Source organism: Soonwooa sp., from assembly GCF_032062245.1.
Lineage (GTDB): Bacteria > Bacteroidota > Bacteroidia > Flavobacteriales > Weeksellaceae > Soonwooa.
In genome coordinates, this window is the sequence record NZ_DAMBQF010000034.1 from 1 (window position 1) to 24,913 (window position 24,913).

Below are 24,913 nucleotides of genomic sequence, written 5' to 3' on the forward strand. Positions count from 1 at the left end.
GATTATAAAATCCAAGCCCTAACTTTTTAACTTACACACTTAACGGGATAGTGTCAGAGCGGTGTTCCCTTTTATTAAAGTTTAATAAAAAAACTCCGAATGCTAGATAGTACTCGGATTTTTTGTTTTTAATATAAAGATCTAAACTCTCACAGAATCAGGAACCATAATCTGGTAGTTACCACCAAAAGAGATAATTTCTCTCACGATGCTACTGCTGATAAAGGATTTTCCGGAAGAAGTCAGTAGGAAAATAGTTTCAATAACATTCTCTCGAGTCAATGCACGATTGGTTTGTGCAATCGCTTTTTCGAACTCAAAATCGGCAGGATTTCTAAGGCCGCGCAAGATAAAATTAACACCTTTACTTTTACAATAATCGACGGTCAAACCTTCGAAGTCATCAACTTCAACATTCGGAAAATCTTTGAAAGTATTACGTATAAACTCTTTGCGTTGCTCGAGAGAGAACATATATTTCTTCTGTGAGTTTTTGCCGATGGCGATAATTATTTTGTCAAACAAAGGGGAAGCTCTTTCTACGATGTCGTAATGTCCAAGTGTGATAGGATCAAAAGAACCAGGGAAAACTGCTATTCTCATTAGTTTTAGTTTGGTTAATGTAAAGGTTTTTTAAGCGCTTTTTCGACTTCGTTACCGCAAAGATCTTGTATGCTGATGCCGTAGATTTTGGCTTGTTGCGGAAGGATACTCGCTGGCGAAAAACCAGGATTGGTATTCATTTCCAGCATGTAAGGTTCGCCGTTCATGATGATATATTCACTTCTAGAGAAGCCACTCATCCCAAGAGAATCATATGCGCGAATCGAAATTTCTTCAACCTTTTTGCGTGTTTCCTCATCTAGTCTTGCTGGCGTTATCTCTTGTGAAGCACCTTCGTATTTAGCTTGATAATCAAAAAACTCGTTATCAGGCACAATTTCCGTAATTCCCAAAACAATCGTTTTTCCTTGATAATCCAAAACACCGACTGAAACTTCAGTACCATCCAAAAAGCTTTCAATAAGGATTTCGTCATCTTCTTTATAAGCGATTTCAATAGCTTTGTTTAGTTCAGATATATCTTTAACCTTCGAAATTCCGAGGCTACTTCCAGATTGGTTAGGTTTTACAAAAACAGGAAGTCCCAGTTCTTTTACTATTTTTTCTTGATCGACAACTTCGCCTTTTCTTAAATAGATGCTTTTTGCAGACGGAATATTATATTTTGACAAAACCGCCAACGTATCTTTTTTATTAAAAGTCAAGGCACTTTGGTAGAAGTTGCAACCAGTATAGCGTTGTCCAACAGCGTCCCAATACCCTTGCAGAATGCCATTTTCGCCAGGTGTTCCGTGGATAATGTTGAAGCAAGCATCAAAATTCAACACGCTACCATCAGCCAACGCCACCGAAAAATCCGCTTTGTTAATGCCCAGTTTTTGTTCGCTTTCATCCAAAAAGTACCATTCATCTTTTAGGATAACAACCTTATAAACATTGTATTTATCGCGGTCTAGAGAGTCGTAAATCAATTGTCCACTTTTTAGCGACACAACATATTCATCAGAATAGCCGCCCATAACAACAGCTATATTTTTCTTTTCCATAACAGATTTATATTGCAACAAATGTAAAAATTTTATCAACAAGGACCGTCCCGTTTGCTTTTTATTTTTGGGCGATTCCGCAACTTTTCCTAGCTTTCTCCGTGGTACAGTTGCGGTCGGGCTATTCGCTGCTATCTTCTGTCCATCGCTTTAGCCATTTCTTCAGAAGGATATCCGCTGCTATCCCTATCGCAAAATGGCATAAAAAATGAAGCAACAAGAAAAAACTACAAAAATTATTATTTATATTTGCTAGATATTTTTGTAACAAAACAATAGAATATGTTCAAATCTTTTTTCCATTGGAAAGTTTTGGTTAACCTCCTTGTCGCTTTAGCGGTATTTGCAGGTCTTGTTTGGCTGACTTTCCGTTGGTTAGAGTTTCATACCAATCATGGTGAAGAAATTCCTGTTCCTAATGTTGTTAATATGACAGTGCACCAAGCCATCAAAGTTCTGGACGATTCAGGTCTAGAGTATGAGGTTGACAGTGCACAATATAATCCAGTATACAAACCTTTCCAAGTCTTGATGATTTCTCCATCACCAGGATCTCATGTTAAAGGCGGAAGAACTGTACTTTTAAAAGTTAACCCAAGGACTTGGGCAAAAGTAGCAGTGCCAGATATTATCGATCGTTACAAAGGTTTGGCATTTAACCAGCTTAATTTGGTTGGTCTCAAGGTAGGTGATACCCTTTACGAACCAAGTATTCAAAGAGATGCGGTTCTTAGAATTTTATATCAAAGTCGCCCAATCAAACCAGGTGAATTGCTTCCGAAATTCTCTTCTGTGGATTTGGTAATTGGTTCTGGTCCAATGCGTAACGTGACGATTCCTAATTTGGTTGGGCGTACAGTACAAGAGGCTAAAAAGATTATCGCTCAGAATTTATTCGAAGTTGGTATTGTAGAATATGAAGACGGCAAAACCGACGAATCAGCAATTATTTATTATCAAGATCCAGCAGCAGGAGCGCTTCGAGATCAAGGAATGCAGATTGATCTCTGGGCGAGTAAGAAAACACCTGCCGAGATGTTTAATAAAGTAAAAGAATTGGATTTAATGTATCGTCCAAAAGTTGACACAGTGGCACCTCCACCAATTAGATACGAAGAAGTAGATTTTGACCAACCAGCAGCGCCTGTGCGAGTTGTTCCAAAACCAAAGCCTACGCCAAAACCACAGGGAGAGAAGAAGCCACAGACTACAACGACAAAACCAACAACAACTTCTTCTGATAAGAAACCTGCAACAACCGAAAAACCAAAAGAAAAGAAAAAGGTTATTGTAGAATAATTTTAATTAAAATAAAACATATAAAAGTGGCTTCAGCTTAGTTGTTGAAGCCAATTTTGATAAATAAAAGTATGCAAGAAGATAATTACGAAGACGAATTTGATGATGCTTTGGAATCTAATGACGAAGTGGGATTATCCGATGAGAATAGTGGACTCTATGAACATCTGAATATTACAGTAGATAAAAAACAAGAACCACTGCGTATCGATAAGTTCTTATTAATCTATCGACAAAACTCATCTCGTAACAAAATATCACAAACTTGTCGCGCTGGCAATGTTGTCGTTAATGGTAATCCTGTTAAGCAGAATTATCGTGTAAAGCCAGGTGACGAGATTAGTGTACTTCTTGCGCATCCACCAAGAGAAAATGTCATCATTCCACAAGATATTCCAATTAAAATCGTTTATGAAGATGACGATTTAGTGGTTGTCGATAAAGATGCTGGGATGGTTGTACATCCAGGTTTTGGAAATTGGGATGGTACTTTGGTTAACGCACTAGCATTTCATTTTGCAAAAGACCCGAATTACAATTCAGATTTAGATCGAGTAGGATTGGTACATCGTATTGATAAAGATACATCTGGACTTTTGGTGATTGCAAAAACAGAGTATGCGTTAAGCTATTTGGCGAAGCAGTTTTTTGATAGAAAAACAAGACGCTTGTATTGGGCTTTTGTCTGGGGAAATGTTGCTGATGATGAAGGAACAATACGCGGACATATTGGACGTCACCAAAAAAATAGAATGCAAATGGCGGTCTATGAAGATGGCAGTCACGGTAAACATGCTGTAACACATTACAAAGTTTTGGAACGTTTTCGTCACATGACTTGGGTTGAATGTAAGTTGGAGACAGGACGTACACATCAGATTAGAGCACATTTTAAACATGTTGGTCATACTTTATTTAATGATGAACGTTACGAGGGACATACAATTTTGAGAGGTGTTAATCTTCCAAAATATAAGCAATTTGTTCAAAATGTTTTTGAAGTATTGCCAAGACATGCGCTACACGCACATACATTAGGATTTATCCATCCGACAACGAAAAAAGAAATGTACTTCGAAAGTCCGATGCCTAGTGATATGCACGAAGCCGTTGAGAGATGGCGAAAGTATTTGGAAAGTAATTAAAAGTATCTAATACAATATTTTTTTATATTTGCCTTGTGAGGAAATTTTATAAAATCTTTAGCGCTGCTTTTGTTTTGGCATTATTTAATGTAAACACAGTTAAAGCTCAAGAGACTTTACCACTATATCAACAATATTTATTGGATGGGGATTTCTTGTTCAATCCAGCATTGTATGGGGAATCTGATGATGTTGTTCTAAATCTAAACTATCAAAAACAGTTTTCCAATTTTGGAGAATCGCCTAACGTACAATCTGTTGGGATGCACGCTAATGTTTTCGATCGAGTAGGTGTTGGTGCGTCTTTTTTTAGAGATCAAAATGGTCCCATTTCAGCAAATGGTATCACTGTAGGATCCGCATATTTCATTCCGCTTGGTGATGAAGAAAATCGTGAAAATCAATTCTCATTTGGGGCAGGAGCAAGTTTTTATAACATGAATTTGGATACAGCTTTGTTAACACCAGAAAATCCGAATGATCCTGTATTATATGACAAAAATATTTTTCTAGCCTACGCTAACTTAGGTATGGCGGTTAAATATAAAGGTTTTGCTGGTGGTGTTTCGGTGATGGATATTGCATTGAATAATGACATCCCAATCGTTAATGGTATCGAACCTTCTCCTACCAAAATTATTATGAATGCTGGATATGATTGGCATTTTGCAGATAGTTTGTTTATAACACCATCGGTCCTTTGGAATCTCAATACCAATTCATCAAGTATGATGGATCTTAACCTTCTAGCAACTATTTTTTCAGACAATGCAAGTTTTTCTGGAGGTGTTAGTTTTAGAAATGCAAAAAGTAGTGTGGGTAGCCAAAACTTAGGACTTTCTCCTGTTATTAAAGGTCGCGTGGGTAACTTCACTTTTGGAGCAGTTTATAACTTCGGAATGTCAGAGTTGCAACAGACGGTTGGTAATAGTTTTATGTTGAGTCTTGGCTTTAGATTCGAGAACTTTATTAATGGACAAGGTTTCCGATATAGATAGAATTTTATTTTAAATTAAATATCATAAAGCCACATTAGTTGGCTTTTTTTGTTGATGATCTACATACATATTCCGTTTTGTAAGCAAAAATGCAGCTATTGCAATTTTCATTTTTCAACTTCTTTAAAACTGAAAGAAGATATGCAGTCGTCGATTATTAAAGAGTTTTCGTTAAGACATCAAGAACTCGAAAACAAAAAAATCGACTCTCTGTATTTTGGTGGTGGGACGCCATCTATTCTAGAAGCTAAAGAAATTGGAAAAATTATTGATGAAGCCAATCGCTATTTTGAATTTAATCCAAACATGGAATTAACACTGGAAGCAAATCCAGATGATCTTAATGCTTCATTTTTAAAAGAGATAATAAATATTGGCGTTAATCGTTTAAGTATCGGTACACAATCTTTTTTTGAAGACGATCTTAAATTAATGAATCGTGCGCACACCGCTTCGGAAGCGGAGTCTAGCATCAAACGTGCGCAAGATTTTGGTTTAGAAAACATCAGTGTTGATCTAATTTATGGTTCTCCGACATCGACAATGGAACAATGGAAACAAAACCTTGCTAAAATCATCGAATTGCAAGTGCCACATGTTTCGTCTTATGCTTTAACCATCGAGCCAAAAACGATTTTGGATAATTGGATTACTCAACAAAAAGTAAAATCTCCTGACGAAGCCTTTCAGAATGATGCCTTTTTCTATATGTCAGAATTTTTAAAACAAAATGGCTTTGATCATTATGAAATTTCAAATTTTGGAAAACCGAATTTCCATTCTAAACACAATTCTTCGTATTGGGAATATAAAGAATATCTAGGTATTGGTCCATCGGCGCATTCTTATGATGGCAAAAATCTTAGAAGTTGGAATGTCGCCAATAATACGAAATACATCAAGTCACTTTCGGAAAATCAGTTACCAATCGAGCGCGAAGAACTTAATGAAAATGATCGCTATAACGAAATGCTGATGATTGGACTTCGTACACAAAAAGGTGTTAATTTGATGAGGTTTAAAAATAGTTTTTCAAGTGAAATGATTTCTGCTTTTGAAACTTCGATTCAGCAAAAAATAAAAGATGGTATTTTAAAAATCGGAAATAATCGTTTGATGATCCCAGAGCAACATTGGTTTATGGCAGATGGTATTGCGGCAGATTTGTTTTTGGTTTAAAATAAATTCCCGATATTAAAGCTGAAAACATAATTAATAAGTAATTTTGCACCAAAGATTTTTTTTTGAAACCTAATTATACACATCTATCAGCAAAGCAACCCATCGGGATTTTCGATTCTGGTGTTGGTGGTTTGACTGTTGCAAAAGAGATAAAAAGATTGATGCCTCAGGAAGATTTAATCTACTTTGGCGATACCAAACATTTGCCGTATGGCGAAAAGTCCAAAGAAGCGATTGTAGGCTATTCTTTGCAAATCGTGAATTTCCTTCTAAGCATGAACTGTAAAGCGATTGTCATTGCTTGTAACACAGCAACAGCGAATGCGCTAAAAGAAATTCTTGACTTAGTTGCTGGGCAAGTTCCTGTTTTCGACGTTATCAATCCGGTTGCAGAAAAAGTAGCCTTCGAAATTCATAATAATGTTGGCGTAATTGCGACGAAAGCAACGGTTAATTCGGGACTTTACAAAAAGAGCATTCGTAAGCATAATAAATTTATCAAAGTGGACGAGCTTGCGACACCGCTTTTGGTTCCTGCGATTGAAGAGGGTTTTGCAAATCACCCAATTACGCACGCGATTATTTACAACTATCTATCCAATAGCAAGCTCAAAAATATTGAAACCTTAATTCTTGGATGTACGCATTATCCGCTGCTTTTAGGCGAGATTAAACAATATTACGGCAATCGTGTTCGTGTGATCGATTCGCCAAATATTGTGGCCAACCAAGTGAAAAGTGTGCTGGATAAATATCAATTGTTAAATGGAGAAAATCCTGATCCCAAATACAGATTTTTTTTGTCAGATATTACGAAGAATTTCGAGAGAATTTCGAAGAAGTTTTTCGGAAACCGAATAGCATTAGAGCTGAAAGTCTTATAGACCTTCAGCTTTTTTCTTGTCAAAAAATGAGAAACTCACATTCCCATATTTTCTAGTTTCGATGTAATTGGGATGTTCGAATTTTTGTCGACTTTGATGTTCCAAAACAAAAGTTCCGTTTTCTTTTAGAAAGTCACCTTCCATCACCAAAGCTATTAAGTCGTTGTATTTTTTTTCGTCCAAGTCAAATGGTGGATCTGCAAAAATTAAATCATAAGTTTTGGTTTGATTACGCTTCTTTTTTAACCATTCAAAAACATCAGAACGTTGCACGTTAACTTGCAATCCAAATCCTAATTCTTGCGCAGTTGTGTTGATGAAGCCTGCATGTTTAGGGTTCATTTCCACGGTTGTGATGTCTGGACAATCTCTAGAAGCAAATTCTAAACAAATGGATCCAATCCCGCCAAACAAATCCAAAACGGAAATAAATTGCATATCAAAACGATGTTCTAACATACTAAACAAAGCTTCTTTTGCGAAGTCAGTTGTTGGTCTAACATCAAAATTTTTGGGAGCAGCAATTCTTTTTGCTTTCCATTTTCCGGATATAATTCTGTACATTTTTTTAATTTTTAAGATTGAATTTTCTCTTCTAAGCGTTGAGTATAAAGGATTTTTTATACAAATTGTCGAAAAGAATTTTCATGTGTTTTGCAAACTTTTGCAACTCAGAGATAAAGGTGTCGTTTTCTGAAGTTTCGCCGTAGATATAAAAATACGTGTCGTTAATTCCGAAGCCGATTTTACTTAATGTAAACATAATAAAATACAAAAAGTCAACTTCCGAAGAAGCATCAAGATTATTATAAAGCACTACTTTTTTATTCTCTAAAGCGAAAAACTCAACCTGATTTTTGTAAAGGTTAATGTGGATTTCCTTTTTATGTTTATTATTAATCGTGTTAAGAAATTTTTCTCCAGTAAAGTTAAAATAAGTTGGTAAGTCTTTGGCTTTTATCGCTTTATAAAAGTTTTTTGGAAAACTATAATAAAATTGAACATCGAATTTTTTATTAATCGATAACATTAATTCTTCGTTAGCTTTGTCAACATCGGCATTGTACGCAATAAGGTCAAATCCAAGATTGTGCTTCTCAAAACCTTCTGGCATTAATGTAAAATGATTAAGCGTGCTCAACACCGCAATATCTTGAAAATCATCTCTAGAAAGCACCTCGTTAAGTGCTTCTTCAATAAGGTTTGCAGGACTTTCTTCCGTTACGAAAAATTGTTTTTCTTCAATGACTTTTTTCGCTTTCAGAATTTGCCATTGCAAGCCGTCCTTCATGAAAAGAAGAGATAATTTTTGCATAAATAACTTTTATAATTTGCAAATTTATGAAATTCTTACGATTGCGTTTTAGTTTTCTTAAAAGTCATTGTCTTAGGTTTTTCAATTTTGCAGTATATTCGCATATTATAAATTAAAGACAAACAAGCTTATGTCATTTTTCGTTGAGCAATCTATGTTGTTGAAAAAAGCCGCAGTTGTATTTGGATTGGGGATTTCTGTTGCTGGTTGGGCACAAAACTCTATTAAATTTGAGGATACAGACTTCCAAACTATTTTAGCTAAAGCCAAAAAAGAAAATAAATTAATCTTTATGGATGCTTTTGCAGTTTGGTGTGGACCTTGTAAAATGATGGAAAAAAATGTTTTTACTGATGCAAAAGTTGCAGATTATTACAACAAAAACTTCATCAATGCCCGTTTTGATATGGAAAAAGGGGAAGGTAGAACATTGGCACAGAAATATTCCGTAAGAAGTTACCCAACTTTTTTGTTTTTAAATGGTGATGGCGAAGCTGTTGGACAAGAATTAGGTTATATCGAAAGTTCAGAGTTTATAAAAGTTGGCGAAAGGTATAACAAACCTGGTAACACACAAGGAAATCTTCAGGAGCGTTTTGATAAGGGCGATCGTGATCCCGATTTTTTAATTAGCTATTTTAAAACAGCGGTGCAGACCAATCCTATTAAAGCAAAAATGGCTGCAGAAGCTTATTTTAAAGTAAAAAAGAATTTAGAATTTTCGGCTGACGAAATTAATATGTTGTTTGGAAGCATCCAATCTAACCAAGATCTTAATTATCAATATATTGTTAATAATAAAGATGTACTTTCTAAATACATCGGTAACGACAATTATTCTCAGTTCATTTTCCGAGTTAATATTCAGAAGATTATTCAGGATGCAACCAACGTGGATAAGAAAACTTTTAATGAGCAGTTATACATCAAAGAAGCGTCAAAATATATTTCTGCTGAAGAAGTTCAAAAATCGCTTTCTATTATTAAATTAAGCTTTTATCAAAGCGTACAAAACTGGAAAGATTACGAAAAGGTTGCTTTAGACGTTTTTCAAACTGGAGATGGCTTTTCGGCAGAAGATTTATTAAACGCTGCTAAAAATTTTAGCGATCATGTCACAACAAAGTCTTCATTAGAAAGAGCCTCCATGTGGGCAGAAAAAGCTTTGATGACAGAAGATTCTTTCCGAACCAATGCGATGGTTGCTACACTTTATAACAAAATCGGAAAAAAGAGCGAAGCTAAAAGTTTTGCAGAATCTGCCGTAGCACATGCTAAAGGTCAAAATGTTGATCTCACAGAGATTAACAAAATTATCAATCAGAAATAAAATCAATGAGGAATATTCTTATTGCAGGAGTACTTAGTCTAGGAAGTTTTGTTTTTGGACAAGAACAACAAGAACAAGAATCTAAGTATACAAAAGATTTAAGAATAAAAACTAACCTGTTAACCTTGCCTATCAGCATAATTAATGTTGGTGTAGAAAAGCAGATTAGCGAACATTATACTGTACAAGCAGATGTTTTTGTATCACCTTGGAAGTCTTTTATGGGCAAACATGCACAAGCTTATTTGTTAGGTTTTGACGCACGCTATTATTTCAGCAAAGCATTCGACAAGTTTTATATTGGCGCCAATGTTTCTGGAGGGTTTTTTAATATTCAAAAATGGAATTATTGGAACGACGGCTTTTATGTCCATAAAGATGGCGAGGTAAGCCCTTATATCCATTCCAATTTGTATCAGAAAGGATTTACGTTTATGCTAGGTGCGGTTGGCGGTTATCAATACCAATGGAATGATCACTGGGGGATTGACATTTATTTAGGAATTGGGACAATGCAGAGCTTCTACAAAGGTTATGATAAAGTAAGTGGCGATCGTTATGACAATTTTGAAGACCGTGCAGGCCATGAGTGGGACCGCAGTGGCGAGTGGCTACCTTATCGTGGTGGTGTGATGTTAACTTACAAACTTTAAACTAATGAAGAAAATTTTAAATCCTAAATACCTTTTAATCGCAGTTGCAGTTTTTGTAATTTTATTTTTAATGAATTACATAGGCAATGATAATCCAGATAAAGTAGAACGTGCAGTGTTAACGGGGCTTGGCGGCGTTGCCGGACTTACGATTTGGATGTTGTTCTTTGATAAGGATAATGATCCTCCACAAAATTTTGATTAAATTATTAGTAAATAAGAAATCCACCCCAAAAAGGTGGATTTTTATCGATTGTTAATCGTGTCGTTTATATTAAAAGTGTGTTTTCCTAATCTAGTAAGATGGTAAGATAACTTGCAAGCATCGTGCCAAAAAGTCATTTCTCTAAATGTTAACAAATAGAAAATCCTAAAAATATTTGAGAATTTTTGTTTTTATATCAATAGATGTTTTTAGTTAGTATAGATAAGATATTTGTTTCTTATTTTACTAAATGCTTCAAGATCAGACTTCCATGATTCGCGGATGTCTTTCTCAGATTTTCCGGCGATTAACTGTTTCCTTAAGTCGTCGCTTCCTGCCAATTTATCAAAAAATAAATTTTTCAAAAAGAATTGTTTTTTCGAATGGTCAAAATTTTTGTAAGCTTTCAATAACCATGCGATATCCAGTTTTCTAAGGTCACTTTTATCTTTAGTAAGATTTTCTCCGTAACATAATTGACCATTAAGGAAAGGATCTTTGGCACCGTAATTAGGTTTTGGAGTGAAGCTATACGTCATACTTTTAATCCAAGGTGAACCATATATTTGAAACGGAAAATCCGTTCCTCTGCCAACCGAAACTTCCGTCCCTTCAAAAAAGCAAAGACTTGGATAGAGATTTATCGACAGATCATTTGGAAGATTAGGAGAAGGACGCTCCGAAATTGGATAACGTTTTTGTTTGTGATAGTTTTTCATCGGGATCACTTCGTAATCGCAAGTCACGCCGTTTTTCATCCACTTTTCGCCGTTTAGCATTTTGCCATATTCACCAATGGTCAGTCCGTAGATAACAGGTACTTGATGCAATCCAACAAAGCTCGACCACTTTTCTTTTAAGACAGGACCATCGATGTAGCCATCGTGTGGATTGGGTCGGTCAAGAAGGATTACTGGAATATTATTTTCCGCCGCCGCTTCCATTACATAAGTCAAAGTTGAAATGTAGGTGTAAAATCTCACGCCAACATCTTGAATGTCAAAAAGGATAAGATCAGCGTCTTTTAGTTGCTCATTGCTCGGTTTTTTATTTTTACCATACAACGATACTATTGGTAGGTTGGTTTTGGTATCGATACCATTTTTGATATGTTCGCCAGCGTCAGCATCACCACGGAAACCGTGTTCGGGCGCAAAAATACCTTTAATGTTTATTTTTTTCTCTACCAAAAAGTCTACAAGATGTTGTTTGTTTTCCAAAAGCGAAGTTTGGTTAGCAACAACGATGATGTTTTTTTTGCTTTTAAGTTTTTCTAAATAAATTTCGGGTTGGTCAGCGCCAGTTCGGAAGCTTGTGTTTGCGATATTTTGAGCACCTAAATTTTGACTGATTCCAAAATAAATTAGGCACATCAAAACTAAATGTTTAATTTTGAACTCTAAAATCATTAAGTTGAATTTTCCTGTATTTTTTTCTAAAAAAATTGCCTTTTCCAAAGATAACAAAAATAATCTATCAAAGGTTATTGTCTACATCGGGCGCATTTCGGTTGCGTTAGGGATAATTGTGTCGCTGATTACCGTGGCAACAGGTCTTGGATCCAAAAAAGCAATAGAAAACAGAATTTCCAATTTTAGTGGCGATATTACTGTTAAATCGACACGCTCTAATAATTCTTATAATTCTTCAGTTTTAGACAAAAAAGGACTCAATCTTAAAGCACTAAAATCACTTGACGAGGTTGCAGGCGTACAATCTTATGCAACAGTTAGTGGGATTTTAAGAACCGAAAAAAACTTCTCGGGCGTTATCCTAAAAGGTGTCGGGAAAGATTTTGATAAAGAAAGATTCCAAAGTTTTATGGTCGCAGGAAGTATTCCTAACTATAATGAGGACGGCTATAACAACGAAATTATCTTGTCCGAAAAAACGGCTAACGACTTAGATTTAAAACCAAAAGATAGTATTGTTGCGATCTTTTCTAAGGAAGATCAACAACCAATTTATAGAAAATTTGTTGTATCAGGAATTTATAAGACTGATATCAAGCTAGTTGACGATTTATATATGATTGGCGACATCAATCATGTTAGAAAAATCCAAGGACTGCAACCAGAAGATATTGGCGGCATGGATATTTTCTTAAAAGATAACGCGAATATGACCCGCGAATATCCTGAAATCGAAAAGTATATCGGTTACAAAAACTACGCAGAACGCGTTATCGATCGATATCCGCAGATTTTGGATTGGATTAATATATTTAATCAAAACATCAGTTTGATTATCACGATTATGCTTTTGGTAGTGGTTATTAACATCGTCATGGTACTTTTAATTTTAATCATTGAAAGAACAAATTCCATTGGACTTTTAAAAACATTTGGTGCGACCAATGGACAAATTCGAGCGATTTTCATCAATTATACTTTGATGATTATGGTGCCTGGATTAATAATTGGTAACGTTGTTGGCGTTGGTCTATTGTTAATTCAGAAGTATTTTGGAATTATTAAACTCGATCCCAAAAACTACTTTATTAGTACCGTTCCTGTGGATCTCAATCCGGTGCATATCATTTCGATATCGTTGGGAATTCTTATAACATCCGCAATTGTGATGATTATTCCAAGTTATTTAATAAGTAAGATTTCCCCTGTGAAGTCTATTAAATACGATTAATTTTCAGAAAAAATATTTTATGAAATATTATAATAACATTTTAGAAACCATTGGTAACACGCCATTGGTAAAGCTTAACAAAGTATTGGGCGAAGATTTCCCCGCTTTGGTTTTAGCAAAAGTAGAAACGACTAATCCTGGTAATTCTGTTAAAGACAGAATGGCGCTTAAGATGATTGAAGATGCCGAAAAAGACGGACGTCTAAAACCAGGCGGAACCATTATCGAAGGGACTTCTGGTAACACAGGTATGGGATTGGCTTTGGCGGCGATTATCAAAGGTTACAAATGTATTTTTGTGACGAACGCGAAACAGTCAAAAGAAAAATGCGATATTCTTCGCGCTGTTGGTGCTGAGGTTATCGTTTGTCCAACCGATGTTAAACCAACCGATCCACGTTCTTATTATTCAGTTTCAAAAAGATTAGCAACTGAAACAGAAAATGGTTGGTATGTTAACCAATACGATAATTTGTCAAACAGAACCGCGCATTACGAGCAAACTGCTCCAGAAATTTGGGATCAAGTAGAGGGGAAGTTGACACATTTTGTAGCTGGCGCTGGGACTGGAGGTACAGTAACGGGTTGCGGCATGTTCTTTAAAGAGAAAAATCCAAACATCAAAGTAATCGGTGTAGACACTTATGGTTCGATTCTTAAAGAATTCCATGAGACTGGCGAATTACATTACGATCACGCTTATTCTTACATAACAGAAGGGATTGGCGAAGATATTATCCCCGACAATTACGACATGTCGGTGATTGATCACTTCGAAAAAGTAACGGATAAAGACGGGGCGATCTACGCTAGAAAACTGGCGAAAGAAGAGGGGATTTTCTGCGGTTATTCTGCGGGAAGTGCGATGTCGGCTTTGGTACAGATGAAGGATCAGTTCACGAAAGATGATGTTATTGTTGTGTTGTTACACGACCACGGAAGCCGTTATGTAGCCAAAATCTACAACGACGAATGGATGAAAGAAATGGGTTGGCTAGACTAACTTTTTTAAAATAATTTGGGCGTGCCCACAATAATAAAGACAGCTTAACATGGGCAGTCTTTTTTATTGTGGTCGGTCTCCATGCAGTTGCTGTTATGCTCGGACGGCTCCGCTGCGCTCCGCCGCCTCGCATAACGAGCTCCAACAATGCATTTCGCCCTCACGCAAAGTGTGGGTAGAGAGTAAGATTAAATAAAAAAAGCCTTGCAATTGCAAAGCTTTATATTTAATGAAGATTAAATTAATTTCTTTTAATCAAAAACCTCAAAGTTTTCTCCATCAAAACTAGCAAAAACCATTGTCGGATAAGAATCTTGATGGAAAATATTCCCCTTGTTATCGATGCCAATTGCACCAGCAAAGCCGTCGATTTGTTTTAATTCGGTAAAGGTTTTAGCAAAAGCATCTTCTATGCTCATGCCATCTGTAACGCGCGTAACGATTTTTGCTGAAGTGGCATTACTGACGATATCTTCGCCAACGCCAGTACAGCTAACCGCACAATATTCATTAGTATAGTTACCAGCAACAGTCGCCGAGTCGGAGATTCGTCCAGGGATTTCAAAACCTTTACCACCAGTTGAAGTTGCAACAGCCAGTTTTCCGTAACTATCAATGGCAACTGCGCCTACTGTACCTTTACCACCAATTTTTAGTTTAGCTTCATATTCACTTCTACGTTGCGGAATTTCGGTTGAAAAATCTTCAAAGCCATGTTCCGTGGCATAGTTTTTAGCGCCAGAACCTCCCAAAACGCGATCGTCTTCTTGTCGCAAAGCTTTCGCTACAAAAATTGGATTTTTAACATTTTCGATATTAATTACGCCACTTAGTTTTTGAGATTCGCCATCCATAATGGCTGCACTCATACGGATAACACCATCACTTTGTATTTGCGAGCCAATTCCCGCATTAAAGAGTTCATCATCTTCCAACAACGACACAGCATAAGCTACCGTATCATAAGCCGAATTTGATTTTAAGAACTCATAAGATTTTTCAATAATAGACTTTAGAGCGTTTTGCTTTGCAATTTTGGTGTCGTGCGATTGGTCACTTTCAGAGAAAAAACCACCGTGGATAATAAGTTTCATCATATTAATTAACTTGCGGAATTGGACTGTATTGAGAATTAATAATCGTCATATCACGCGTTGTAAGATTGTAAGTGTCGTTCATTGACATCACATTTACAATAAGATTTTCTATAGAAATTGGTTGACCCATTTCGACATTTGTAAGATTGGTGTCTTTTATAAAACGCCCATCAACTATGATTACAAGTCCAGATCCAATGGCTGTCATCACATCACCCGAGATAAAAAGTCCAGTATCTTCACCCAAACCAACGCCCAAAGTACGAGGATTGTTAACCACCGCTTGGAAGAGACGCCCCATTCTGCCACGTTGTACAAAGTGTGTATCCACGGTAACATTTTCGATGAGGCCGAGACCTTGCGTCATTTTAATTTCACCTTTTAGAAGTGCTTCTGTGCTACTTCCTTGGTAGATCATATTTTCGGACGCCGCAGCTGCACCAGCAGAAGTACCTGCATAAATAAAATCTTCATTTTGATACTTGTTTAATAATGTATCATGAAAAAGTGTTCCACCCAAAATTGAAGTCAAACGCAATTGATCACCACCTGTGAACATCACAACATCCGCAGCATTTATTCTTGCAACGATCTCGTCGCTGTTAGCTTGCTCGCGTGTGAAGATATCCAAAACGTTAACATGCTTCGCACCTAGATGCGTGAAAGCTTTGATATATTCTGGTCCAACGATATCAGGGATTTGAGAGGCGGTCGTAATTATTTCGATAACAGAATCTTCTTTCAGACGAGATTCTGAAATAATTTTCTTTAAAATACCTCTTTCAAAAAAGTTAAGATTTTTCTCTACATCTTGGTCGTATGATACTTCGGAAAAGCTGCCGACATTAACGGCGCCTCCAATGATCACTAATTTTCCTGTCGGTTTCATTGTGTAAAATTAAGAATTATTAATATGCAAACCTTTTATAAAGTATAGCTATTGATAATTTCGATTTAGTTCTTTAAAACTGAAAAATTAATAAAAAATTTTAAAATTTCCGAATTAATATTGTTGAAAATTAATTGGTTTGCATTTTCTAATAAAATATTAATTGTTTTGAATGTTAATTATTAGGAAAAACTTTTATCTTTGATTATAACGATTAAAAAATGACAAAATATGCGCATTGAGAAAATACAAGTTTTACGCGGTCCAAATATTTGGAGTATAAGAAGAAAAAAGCTTATCCAAATGCGCTTAAATCTTGAAGAATTAGAAGAATTTCCAACTAATAAAATCGATGGTTTTAGAGAAAGAATAGAAGCTTTGCTACCGTCAATGCACGCGCATCGCTGTTCCGAAGGGGAAGCAGGTGGATTCTTCAAGCGTGTGGAGATGGGAACTTGGATGGGACACGTCATCGAACATATTGCTTTAGAAATTCAACATCTAGCTGGGATGTCCGTTGGCTTTGGACGTACAAGAGAGACCAAGACGCCAGGCACTTACAATGTTGTTTTTGACTACGTAGAAGAGAAAGTTGGTGTCTTTGCTGCCGAAGAATCTGTGAAGATTGCGCAGTCTTTGATAGATAATACCAATTATAACATTGCTGATTGCGTTCAAAAATTAAAAGAAATTCGCGAGCAAGAACGACTTGGTCCATCAACGGGAAGTATTGTAGAAGAAGCCGTTTCACGTGATATTCCATGGATTCGATTAGGAAGAAATTCTTTAGTTCAATTGGGCTATGGTGTTAACCAGCAACGTTTCCAAGCTACAATTACTGGCAATACAAGCAGTATTGCCGTGGATATTGCTTGTAATAAAGAGTTAACTAAAAAAATGCTGGACGATGCGGCGATTCCTGTTCCGACGGGAGGTTTGGTTAGCGATGTTATGCAATTAGAATCTGTTATTAAAAAAATAGGTTATCCGATTGTTATTAAACCTTTGGATGGTAATCATGGTCGTGGTCAGACTATTAATGTAACCGATTGGGAAACCGCAAAAATCGGATTAGAACATGCTCAAAATGTCTCTAGACGTGTTATCGTTGAAAAATATGTAACAGGTTTTGACTTCCGAGTATTGGTGATTAATCACAAAATGGTAGCTGCAGCGAGGAGAGTTCCTGCACATATTATCGGAGATGGCGAAAATAATATTCAGTATTTAATAGATCTCGAAAACCAAGATCCGCGCAGAGGTTATGGGCACGAAAATGTTTTAACAGAAATAAAAGTTGACAAAGATACCAACGAACTTCTAGAAAAGTTAGAATATTCTTTAGAAACAATTCCTCAAAAAGGTGAAATCGTCTATCTAAAGTCCACAGCCAATCTTTCTACTGGAGGAACTTCCACTGACGTTACCGAAATGGTGCATCCCGAAAATATAACGATGATGGAACGTATTTCCAGAATCATTGGTTTGGATGTTTGCGGTGTTGATGTTATGGCAGAGAATCTGACGCAACCACTTAAGGAAAGTGGCGGCGCAATTTTAGAAGTTAACGCGGCGCCAGGCTTCAGAATGCATTTGGCACCAAGTGAAGGTCTTCCAAGAAATGTCGCAGCGCCAGTTGTTGACATGTTGTATCCTCAGGGAAAAGAATGTCGGATCCCGATAATGGCGGTTACGGGGACCAACGGTAAAACAACGACGACAAGGATTCTTTCTCATATTGTTAAAAACAGTGGCTATCGCGTAGGTTTTACAACGTCTGACGGTATTTATATTCAGAATACCATGTTGTCAAAAGGCGATACAACAGGACCTTTGTCAGCAGAATTTATCCTAAAAGATCCAACGGTTGAGTTCGCGGTTCTAGAAACAGCTAGAGGCGGAATTCTCCGTTCTGGACTTGGTTTCTCAAGATGTGATGTTGGGATTTTAACCAATATTAAAGAAGATCATTTAGGGCTTAATGACATCCACACGCTCAAAGATTTAACGCGAGTAAAACGTGTTGTTTTAGACAGTGTCAAAAAAGATGGTTGGGCAATTCTAAACGCTGATGACGAATATTCCATGAAAATCAAAAATGATTTGGATTGCAAGGTCGCGATTTTTAGCATGGATGAAAACAATCCTTACATTCAAAAATATGCGAAAGAAGGCAAGACGACTTGCGTTTTCGAAGACGGTTATGTAACCATCAAAAAAGGAGAATGGAAAATCCGTATCGAAAAAGTGAAAAACATCCCGATCACCATGGAAGGCAAGGCCCGTTTTATGATCGAAAATGTTCTGGCAGCATCTTTGGCAGCTTACGTTTACGGTTTCGAAATCCAAAATATTGCACAAGCCTTGACCACTTTCATTCCGAGTGCACAGTTGACGCCGGGACGACTTAATATTTTCAAGTTTAAGAATTTTAAAGTGATGATCGATTTTGCCCACAATCCTGCGGGTTACGAGGCCATCGAAGACTTTCTGAAAAACGTCGAATCCAACAAAAAAATCGGTATTATTTCTGGCGTTGGTGACCGCCGTGACGAGGACATCCGCGAGTGTGGTAAGATTGCAGGTCGCATGTTCGATCACATCATTATCCGCAGCGAAAAACATTTGCGAGGCCGCGAGGAGGAGGATATCAATAATCTCCTCATCGAGGGCATCAACAGCTCGGGTAGAGAAGTCAGCTACGAGATTATTCCGAAAGAAATCGAAGCTCTAAAACACGCCATGAGCATGGCGGAGGATGGCATGTTTATCACCGCGCTCAGCGACGTTTTGACCAACGCTATCGAGCTGGTGCAGGACTATCAGCACCGCGAGATAATGGAGGACAACACCTTATAATTTCAGAAGCTAGGTCGTAAGACTTAGCTTTTTTATTTGGGCGGCATTTCGGGCTATTCAGGGGTTTCGTCTTCAGAAGCCCGAACTTTCCCAAGCATTTCTTCAGACCGCTCCTTGCAGTCGCGCCCTTACTATCCCGGCCGCGACTACTAACCGACATACTTGTAAAAACAAAAAATCCTATCATTCGATAGGATTTTTTGTTTTATTTAAACTTAAGTAGCAACTTATCATCACCAAAGCTAAAGGGATAATTCGTAACCAAAATAGCCAGTCATAATCTTTTGAAAATATTAAGTTTAATACCAAAAGAATTAATGCAGCTACTATTAAGCTTATTTTAAATTTTGAATTGTTTCTAGGCATTTGCAACTTCTTCGTCAGTTCTTTGCAAAAGTTTGTCATAGTTTGAATTTTTTAGTGTCTATTAAATGTAGTATAATTTTTAATATAATTCTTCTTTCATCAGACTAAACTGGCAACTTTGTCCTATTTTTTTAGTGGTTCGGTTTTTGTCTCGATTTAGAAAAGAGAAAATATGGCAATTAAATATTCGGTATTAGATTTAGCAACTATTATTAAAGGTGATAATCTTAGCCAGACTTTTGATAAATCGGTGAGAGTGGCACAAAAAGCGGAGGAATTAGGTTTTACGAGATATTGGTTTTCAGAACATCACAATATGCCTAATGTTGCGAGTGCCGCAACTTCTTTATTAATAGGACATGTTGCATCACAAACCAAAACATTAAGAATTGGTTCTGGTGGCATTATGTTACCCAACCATTCGACATTGTCCGTTGCAGAGCAATTCGGAACTTTGGAAGCGCTTTATCCCAACAGAATCGATTTGGGTTTGGGAAGAGCGCCAGGAACGGATATGCTGACGGCAAGCATTTTGCGCCGAGGACAACTGGATAACAATTATAATTTTGAATTTCATATTCAAGAGTTAAGACAATATTTAAGTTTAGAAAATAAAAATTCAAAAGTTAGAGCAATTCCTGGAGAAGGAGCAGATGTTCCGTTATATATGTTGGGGTCGTCAACGGACAGCGCTTTTCTTGCTGCTAAGTTAGGTTTGCCTTATGCGTTTGCAGCACATTTTGCACCATCACAAATGGAAGTTGCATTCGAAATTTATGAAGAACATTTTCAACCAAGTGAGGTTTTAGATAAGCCTTATAAAATGGCGTGTATTAATATTATTGCGGCAGACACTGTTGAAGAAGCGCACTATTTGTCAACGTCACATTTTCAAGCTTTTGTTAATATTTTGACGGATCAACGTCAACCACTTTTGCCACCTGAAGAAACGCAATTGGGCGATATGTCTAATGAGTTGGCTGTACATCTCAACAGAATGGCGGCGAAAACCTTTGTTGGTGATAAAGAACTTTTAGAAAAGCAATTATCAGACTTTGTAACGTTGAATAAAGTGGACGAAATAATTGTGTCGGGACATATTTATGATTTCGATGCTAAGTTACAATCCTACGAAATTGCGGGTGAAGTTTTGAAAAGTTTGTAAGTCTTTTACATCATAATTTTATAGACAATTATTTAGTTTAAAACTTAATTTAAAAACAAAAAAGCTTCAGAAGAACTGAAGCTTTTATCATGTTTTATCGTCTAAAAATTACTTCGAAAACATTTTCGAAACTTTTTCTGCTTTTTTAGATTCTGAGTAGTCGTAGAAACCTTCACCAGACTTCACTCCTAATTTTCCTGCCATTACCATGTTTACTAATAATGGGTTTGGAGCGTATTTAGGATTTTTGAAACCGTCGTACATTACATTTAATATTGCTAAACAAACATCAAGACCGATAAAATCTGCTAATTGAAGTGGTCCCATTGGATGTGCCATTCCTAATTTCATTACTGTATCGATTTCTTCAACACCTGCAACGCCGTTGTATAATGTTTCGATAGATTCGTTAATCATCGGCATCAAGATTCTGTTCGCTACGAAACCTGGATAATCGTTTACTTCTACAGGAACTTTTCCTAATGTTTTACTCATTTCGTAAATCGTGTCGAAAGTTTCTTTAGAAGTAGAATAACCTTTGATGATTTCCACCAATTTCATAATTGGAACGGGGTTCATAAAGTGCATTCCGATTACTTTGTCTGGTCTTTTAGTTGCTGCAGCAATTTTAGTAATAGAAATTGAAGATGTATTGGTAGCCAAGATGCAATTTTCAGGTGAAAACTCATCCATTTGACCGAAGATTTTTAGTTTTAAATCTTGGTTTTCTGTCGCTGCTTCTACAATAAGATCAGCAGTTTTTGCAGCATCTTGTAGAGCTGTAAAAGTAGTGATGTTTCCTAGAGTTTCTGCTTTTTGTTCTTCGGTAAGGTTACCTTTTGCAATAATTCTGTCAAGGTTGGTAGTAATGGTTTTAATTCCTCTGTCTAAAGCTTCTTGCGAAACGTCAACTAAACCTACTTTAAAACCTGTTTGTGCAAAAGTGTGTGCAATACCATTTCCCATGGTTCCTGCGCCGATAACAACTATGTTTTTCATTCTGTATATTTTGTATTATATATTTCTATTTCTTTTTTTATTTCGGTGAGCAATTGTTCTTCGGTTGGTAAGATTAACTCATACTGACTTGCTACGATTGTTTTATTATTTTCGGGCAACGAAAATTTTACAACTGCATTATTTTTATCTGCACATAACAAAACACCGATTGTTGGCTTTTCATGTTCTACTTTTTCAACTCTATCGAAGTAGTTAACATACATCTGTAATTGTCCTAAATCTTCATGACTAAGCTTATGCGTTTTAATTTCAAAAATAACAAAACATTGTAAAAGTCGGTTGTAAAAAACCAAATCCACGAAAAAATCATCGCCATCGAGATGAATTCTTTTTTGTCTTGCCACGAAAGAAAAACCATTACCAAGTTCGAGTAGAAAATCCTGTAAATTAGTAATAATGGCTTGTTCTAAATCTTTTTCATAATATGTTGATTCTCTGCGAAGTCCCAGAAATTCTAATACCATTGGATCTTTGATGATTTCCTGTGGTGTTACGGGAAGTTTCTCATTTCGTGCTACTGCCAAAACACTTTCTTTGTCGTTGCTTAATAATAGTCTTTCAAAAAGCTGGCTGTTAATTTGCCTTTCCATTTGACGAACAGACCAATTATTTTTGACTGTTTCAGCAATATAATAGTCTCTTTTGTCTTCATTTTCTAAGCGTAAAAGTAGGCGATAATGTGTCCAACTCAATTGCGAACGCAGTGAGTTCGCAATTGGAAATGTTCTATAAAATTGACGCATTAACTCCAACTGACGGTAAGAAAAACCGCTTCCAAATTCTGGCTGCAGTTGCTCTGACAAGTATTTGATGACGTAATTGCCGTAATCTGCTCGCTCTTTTCCTTGCTGCTCTTCGTTGAAAATTCTTTCTCCAATATGCCAATACAAAACCGTCCGTTGAAAATCAACTGCACGAACTGCACGCTCTCTTGATTGCGCAATAAGATGCTTGACGTCTTGTATTAAATTATTGGAAAGATTCATTTAATAAAACTATGAATTATGAATTATGAATTATGAATTATGAATTATGAATTATGAATTATGAATTAATTTTGCTAAAAACTAGTAACCAGCAACTACTTACTAATCAAATCCATAATTTTTAAAGCAACTTTCAAAGCTTCGGTGCCATCTTCTAACGAAACCTGAATTGGCTCATTATTTTCAATTGCATCAGCAAGACTTTCCAACTCATCCAAAATTGCATTGTTAGGTTGGATATTCGGATATTCAAACAAAATCTGATTCTTTTCGCCTTCCGCATTTTCAATAATCATATCAAAAGGAGATGGATCCGCAGGAGCGTCCTTCATACGAATAACTTCCGCTTTCTTTTCAAGAAAATCCACAGAAACATAAGCATCTTGCTGGAAGAATCTCGATTTACGCATCGCTTTCATCGAAATTCTTGACGTCGTCAAATTCGCAACACACCCGTTTTCAAACTCAATTCTCGCATTGGTAATATCTGGCGTTTTAGAAACTACACAAACACCACTTGCGTGGATATCTTTTACTGGAGATTTTACCAAACTCAATAAAATATCCAAATCATGAATCATCAAATCCAAAACCACAGAAACATCCGTTCCACGAGGATTAAACTCCGCCAAACGATGGATCTCGATAAACATTGGATTTTTAATATAATCTTTAGTTGCAATAAATGCAGGATTGTAGCGCTCTACGTGACCAACTTGGACTTTTAGATTTTTTTCTTGTGAAAGCCTAATCAGCTCTTCGGCTTGTTCCAAAGTCTGCGTCACAGGCTTTTCTATGAAGAAGTGTTTGCCACTTTCAATCGCTTTTAGCGCATATTCGTAATGAAACAAAGTCGGCGTCACAATATCCAACATATCAATCTGAGAAAGTAATTCGTCGAGATTGTCAAAATATTTATAACCGAATTCTGCCTCTAGTTTTTTTCCGTTTTCTTTATCGTTGTCAAAAAAACCAACCAAATCATATTTTTCGGATTGGTTAAGAAGTTTAAGGTGGATTTTTCCTAAATGTCCCGCGCCTACAAGACCAGCTTTTAACATAATAGAACTTATTTTTTTAGAATCGTAAATATAAGCAATTTTACGCTTTTTAACTTTCGATTTTTTATGTCTTTATTTGAGCAGAATTTTAATTCCTTTTGTTGAACTTTCTTCTGCTGCTTCCATTATTTTTAAACTTTTTACAGCGTCACTCGCAGGAACCGGAACTGGCTCATCCATAACGATGCTTCGATATAACGCATCAAATAAATGCAGATAGTTGCCTTGAAGTGTTTCTAAATTTTCACTCTTGTCGCCAACATTAATAAGACCTTGATTTTTGGAATCCTCTGTTCCCCATGTTTCACGGTTCGGGATTTTTCCAAGTTTTAATTCATCTTCTTGTACATCGCCACGCATTTTGATAAAACTTCCATTACGACCTTGCAAAACGTAACCAGGAAGTTGTTCTTTAGCAAAAAAAGTCGCTTTTAATCGAACGCGATTATCAGGATAATATAAAAGAATGTCAAAAAAATCATTGACTTCAGTATTTGGACGAAGGCTTCTAATATCTGCGAAAACCGCTTCTGGCCAACCAAAAAGTACTAAAGCTTGATCAATAATATGGGAGCCAAGATCCATTAAAATTCCAGAGCCAGCCTGATTTTTTTCTTTCCAAGCTTTTGGGCTGAGGTTAGGATTATATCTTTCGAAACGGATTTCGGCCTCCGAAATTTCGCCGAGTTTTCCACTTTTTAAAATTTTTTGAACCGTTAAAAAATCACTGTCCCAACGACGATTTTGGTAGACACATAGTTTTAGATTTTTTTCCTTTGCTATTTTATCTAAGATTTCGGCTTCCTCAGAAGTTGTTGTAAAAGCCTTTTCTACCAAAACATTTTTACCTGCTTCCAAAGCTTTTTTAGCATATTCGAAATGTGTATTGATGGGAGTATTGACGATAATTAATTCAGCATCACTCGCTAAAACTTCTTCTAAAGTATCAAAACTTTTTGCATCTGCATAATCATGTTGAATGTTTTTCTTGCTTCTTTCCCAAGCGCCGACTAACTGAAAACCATGATGAAAATTAAGAAAAGGTGCATGAAATAATTTTCCTGATCCGCCATAAGCCAACAAAGCTGTTTTGATGATTTGCATATTTTTAGTTTTAAAAATCGAAGTTGCAATTTACAACTTATGATTTACGAATTATGAATTATGAATTATGAATTATGAATTATGAATTATGAATTATGA

The 24,913-nt window shown here is 36.3% G+C and carries 23 protein-coding genes; 12 read left to right on the forward strand and 11 right to left on the reverse strand.

What is annotated here, in order from left to right; translation table 11 throughout:
• Window positions 1-141: 141 nt before the first annotated feature.
• Together coaD and RT037_RS12365 are read right to left on the reverse strand one after the other, a co-directional pair.
• On the reverse strand, window positions 142-603 hold the full coding sequence (coaD, locus tag RT037_RS12360; protein WP_312321864.1) for a pantetheine-phosphate adenylyltransferase: 462 nt from the start codon (window positions 601-603) through the stop codon (window positions 142-144).
• A 14-nt stretch (window positions 604-617) separates the two neighbouring features.
• Entirely contained in the window at window positions 618-1,610 is a 993-nt protein-coding gene (locus tag RT037_RS12365; RefSeq protein ID WP_313031802.1) for a D-alanine--D-alanine ligase, read from the reverse strand.
• Between the two features lie 282 nt (window positions 1,611-1,892).
• On the opposite strand from RT037_RS12365, the gene RT037_RS12370 reads away from it, so the two are divergent.
• The 5 genes from RT037_RS12370 to murI all read left to right on the forward strand — a co-directional run bounded on the left by RT037_RS12370 (window position 1,893) and on the right by murI (window position 7,118).
• Window positions 1,893-2,909: a PASTA domain-containing protein gene (locus RT037_RS12370; RefSeq protein ID WP_313031807.1), complete on the forward strand. Its 1,017-nt coding sequence runs from the start codon at window positions 1,893-1,895 to the stop codon at window positions 2,907-2,909.
• A 71-nt stretch (window positions 2,910-2,980) separates the two neighbouring features.
• Entirely contained in the window at window positions 2,981-4,054 is a 1,074-nt protein-coding gene (locus RT037_RS12375; protein WP_313031812.1) for an RluA family pseudouridine synthase, read from the forward strand.
• A 35-nt stretch (window positions 4,055-4,089) separates the two neighbouring features.
• Window positions 4,090-5,052, forward strand: a complete 963-nt coding sequence (locus RT037_RS12380; protein WP_409529562.1) for a PorP/SprF family type IX secretion system membrane protein — start codon at window positions 4,090-4,092, stop codon at window positions 5,050-5,052.
• A gap of 54 nt (window positions 5,053-5,106) precedes the next feature.
• The gene (hemW, locus tag RT037_RS12385) at window positions 5,107-6,231 is read left to right on the forward strand and encodes a radical SAM family heme chaperone HemW (RefSeq protein WP_313031816.1); all 1,125 of its coding nucleotides are present in this window, start codon (window positions 5,107-5,109) and stop codon (window positions 6,229-6,231) included.
• A 65-nt stretch (window positions 6,232-6,296) separates the two neighbouring features.
• Complete coding sequence (murI, locus tag RT037_RS12390) at window positions 6,297-7,118, forward strand: glutamate racemase (protein ID WP_312321870.1); 822 nt, start codon at window positions 6,297-6,299, stop codon at window positions 7,116-7,118.
• Here murI and RT037_RS12395 read toward each other — a convergent pair.
• Together RT037_RS12395 and RT037_RS12400 are read right to left on the reverse strand one after the other, a co-directional pair.
• The gene (locus RT037_RS12395) at window positions 7,113-7,682 is read right to left on the reverse strand and encodes an RsmD family RNA methyltransferase (RefSeq protein ID WP_312321871.1); all 570 of its coding nucleotides are present in this window, start codon (window positions 7,680-7,682) and stop codon (window positions 7,113-7,115) included. The two genes, murI and RT037_RS12395, sit on opposite strands and share 6 nt — an antisense overlap.
• Window positions 7,683-7,713: 31 nt before the next feature.
• Complete coding sequence (locus RT037_RS12400) at window positions 7,714-8,433, reverse strand: DUF3822 family protein (RefSeq protein ID WP_313031822.1); 720 nt, start codon at window positions 8,431-8,433, stop codon at window positions 7,714-7,716.
• Window positions 8,434-8,563: 130 nt separating this feature from the next.
• Between RT037_RS12400 and RT037_RS12405 the strand changes: the two genes are divergently transcribed.
• The 3 genes from RT037_RS12405 to RT037_RS12415 are packed head-to-tail and all read left to right on the forward strand — an operon-like array spanning window position 8,564 to window position 10,621.
• Window positions 8,564-9,763, forward strand: a complete 1,200-nt coding sequence (locus tag RT037_RS12405) for a thioredoxin fold domain-containing protein (protein WP_313031824.1) — start codon at window positions 8,564-8,566, stop codon at window positions 9,761-9,763.
• Between the two features lie 5 nt (window positions 9,764-9,768).
• Window positions 9,769-10,416: a DUF3575 domain-containing protein gene (locus RT037_RS12410; RefSeq protein WP_313031827.1), complete on the forward strand. Its 648-nt coding sequence runs from the start codon at window positions 9,769-9,771 to the stop codon at window positions 10,414-10,416.
• A 4-nt stretch (window positions 10,417-10,420) separates the two neighbouring features.
• Window positions 10,421-10,621, forward strand: a complete 201-nt coding sequence (locus RT037_RS12415; protein ID WP_313031829.1) for a hypothetical protein — start codon at window positions 10,421-10,423, stop codon at window positions 10,619-10,621.
• 209 nt (window positions 10,622-10,830) lie between these two features.
• Here the strand turns inward: RT037_RS12415 and RT037_RS12420 are convergent, their stop codons facing one another.
• On the reverse strand, window positions 10,831-12,030 hold the full coding sequence (locus tag RT037_RS12420; RefSeq protein ID WP_313031832.1) for a DUF1343 domain-containing protein: 1,200 nt from the start codon (window positions 12,028-12,030) through the stop codon (window positions 10,831-10,833).
• 4 nt (window positions 12,031-12,034) lie between these two features.
• On the opposite strand from RT037_RS12420, the gene RT037_RS12425 reads away from it, so the two are divergent.
• Both RT037_RS12425 and RT037_RS12430 read left to right on the forward strand, forming a co-directional pair.
• Window positions 12,035-13,264 (forward strand): ABC transporter permease, encoded by a 1,230-nt coding sequence (locus RT037_RS12425; protein WP_312321877.1) that lies wholly within the window; start codon window positions 12,035-12,037, stop codon window positions 13,262-13,264.
• 19 nt (window positions 13,265-13,283) lie between these two features.
• Window positions 13,284-14,267 (forward strand): PLP-dependent cysteine synthase family protein, encoded by a 984-nt coding sequence (locus RT037_RS12430; RefSeq protein ID WP_312321878.1) that lies wholly within the window; start codon window positions 13,284-13,286, stop codon window positions 14,265-14,267.
• 251 nt (window positions 14,268-14,518) lie between these two features.
• On the opposite strand, the gene RT037_RS12435 is transcribed toward RT037_RS12430, so the two are convergent.
• Both RT037_RS12435 and RT037_RS12440 read right to left on the reverse strand, forming a co-directional pair.
• A complete protein-coding gene (locus RT037_RS12435) occupies window positions 14,519-15,361 on the reverse strand; it encodes an isoaspartyl peptidase/L-asparaginase (RefSeq protein WP_313031858.1) in 843 nt (280 codons plus the stop codon).
• 4 nt (window positions 15,362-15,365) lie between these two features.
• Complete coding sequence (locus RT037_RS12440) at window positions 15,366-16,253, reverse strand: cyanophycinase (protein ID WP_313031837.1); 888 nt, start codon at window positions 16,251-16,253, stop codon at window positions 15,366-15,368.
• A gap of 231 nt (window positions 16,254-16,484) precedes the next feature.
• Here RT037_RS12440 and cphA point away from each other — a divergent pair, with 231 nt between their 5' ends.
• A complete protein-coding gene (gene cphA / locus RT037_RS12445; protein ID WP_313031839.1) occupies window positions 16,485-19,112 on the forward strand; it encodes a cyanophycin synthetase in 2,628 nt (875 codons plus the stop codon).
• A gap of 538 nt (window positions 19,113-19,650) precedes the next feature.
• A complete protein-coding gene (locus tag RT037_RS12450) occupies window positions 19,651-20,643 on the forward strand; it encodes an LLM class flavin-dependent oxidoreductase (protein ID WP_312323054.1) in 993 nt (330 codons plus the stop codon).
• Between the two features lie 108 nt (window positions 20,644-20,751).
• On the opposite strand, the gene RT037_RS12455 is transcribed toward RT037_RS12450, so the two are convergent.
• The 4 genes from RT037_RS12455 to RT037_RS12470 all read right to left on the reverse strand — a co-directional run bounded on the left by RT037_RS12455 (window position 20,752) and on the right by RT037_RS12470 (window position 24,814).
• On the reverse strand, window positions 20,752-21,642 hold the full coding sequence (locus RT037_RS12455; protein WP_313031846.1) for a 3-hydroxybutyryl-CoA dehydrogenase: 891 nt from the start codon (window positions 21,640-21,642) through the stop codon (window positions 20,752-20,754).
• Window positions 21,639-22,649, reverse strand: a complete 1,011-nt coding sequence (locus RT037_RS12460) for a PDDEXK nuclease domain-containing protein (RefSeq protein ID WP_312323052.1) — start codon at window positions 22,647-22,649, stop codon at window positions 21,639-21,641. Before RT037_RS12460 ends, RT037_RS12455 begins: the two co-directional genes overlap by 4 nt.
• A gap of 95 nt (window positions 22,650-22,744) precedes the next feature.
• A complete protein-coding gene (locus tag RT037_RS12465; protein WP_312324700.1) occupies window positions 22,745-23,710 on the reverse strand; it encodes a Gfo/Idh/MocA family oxidoreductase in 966 nt (321 codons plus the stop codon).
• 72 nt (window positions 23,711-23,782) lie between these two features.
• Window positions 23,783-24,814: a Gfo/Idh/MocA family oxidoreductase gene (locus RT037_RS12470; RefSeq protein WP_313031853.1), complete on the reverse strand. Its 1,032-nt coding sequence runs from the start codon at window positions 24,812-24,814 to the stop codon at window positions 23,783-23,785.
• Between the last annotated feature and the right edge of the window lie 99 nt (window positions 24,815-24,913).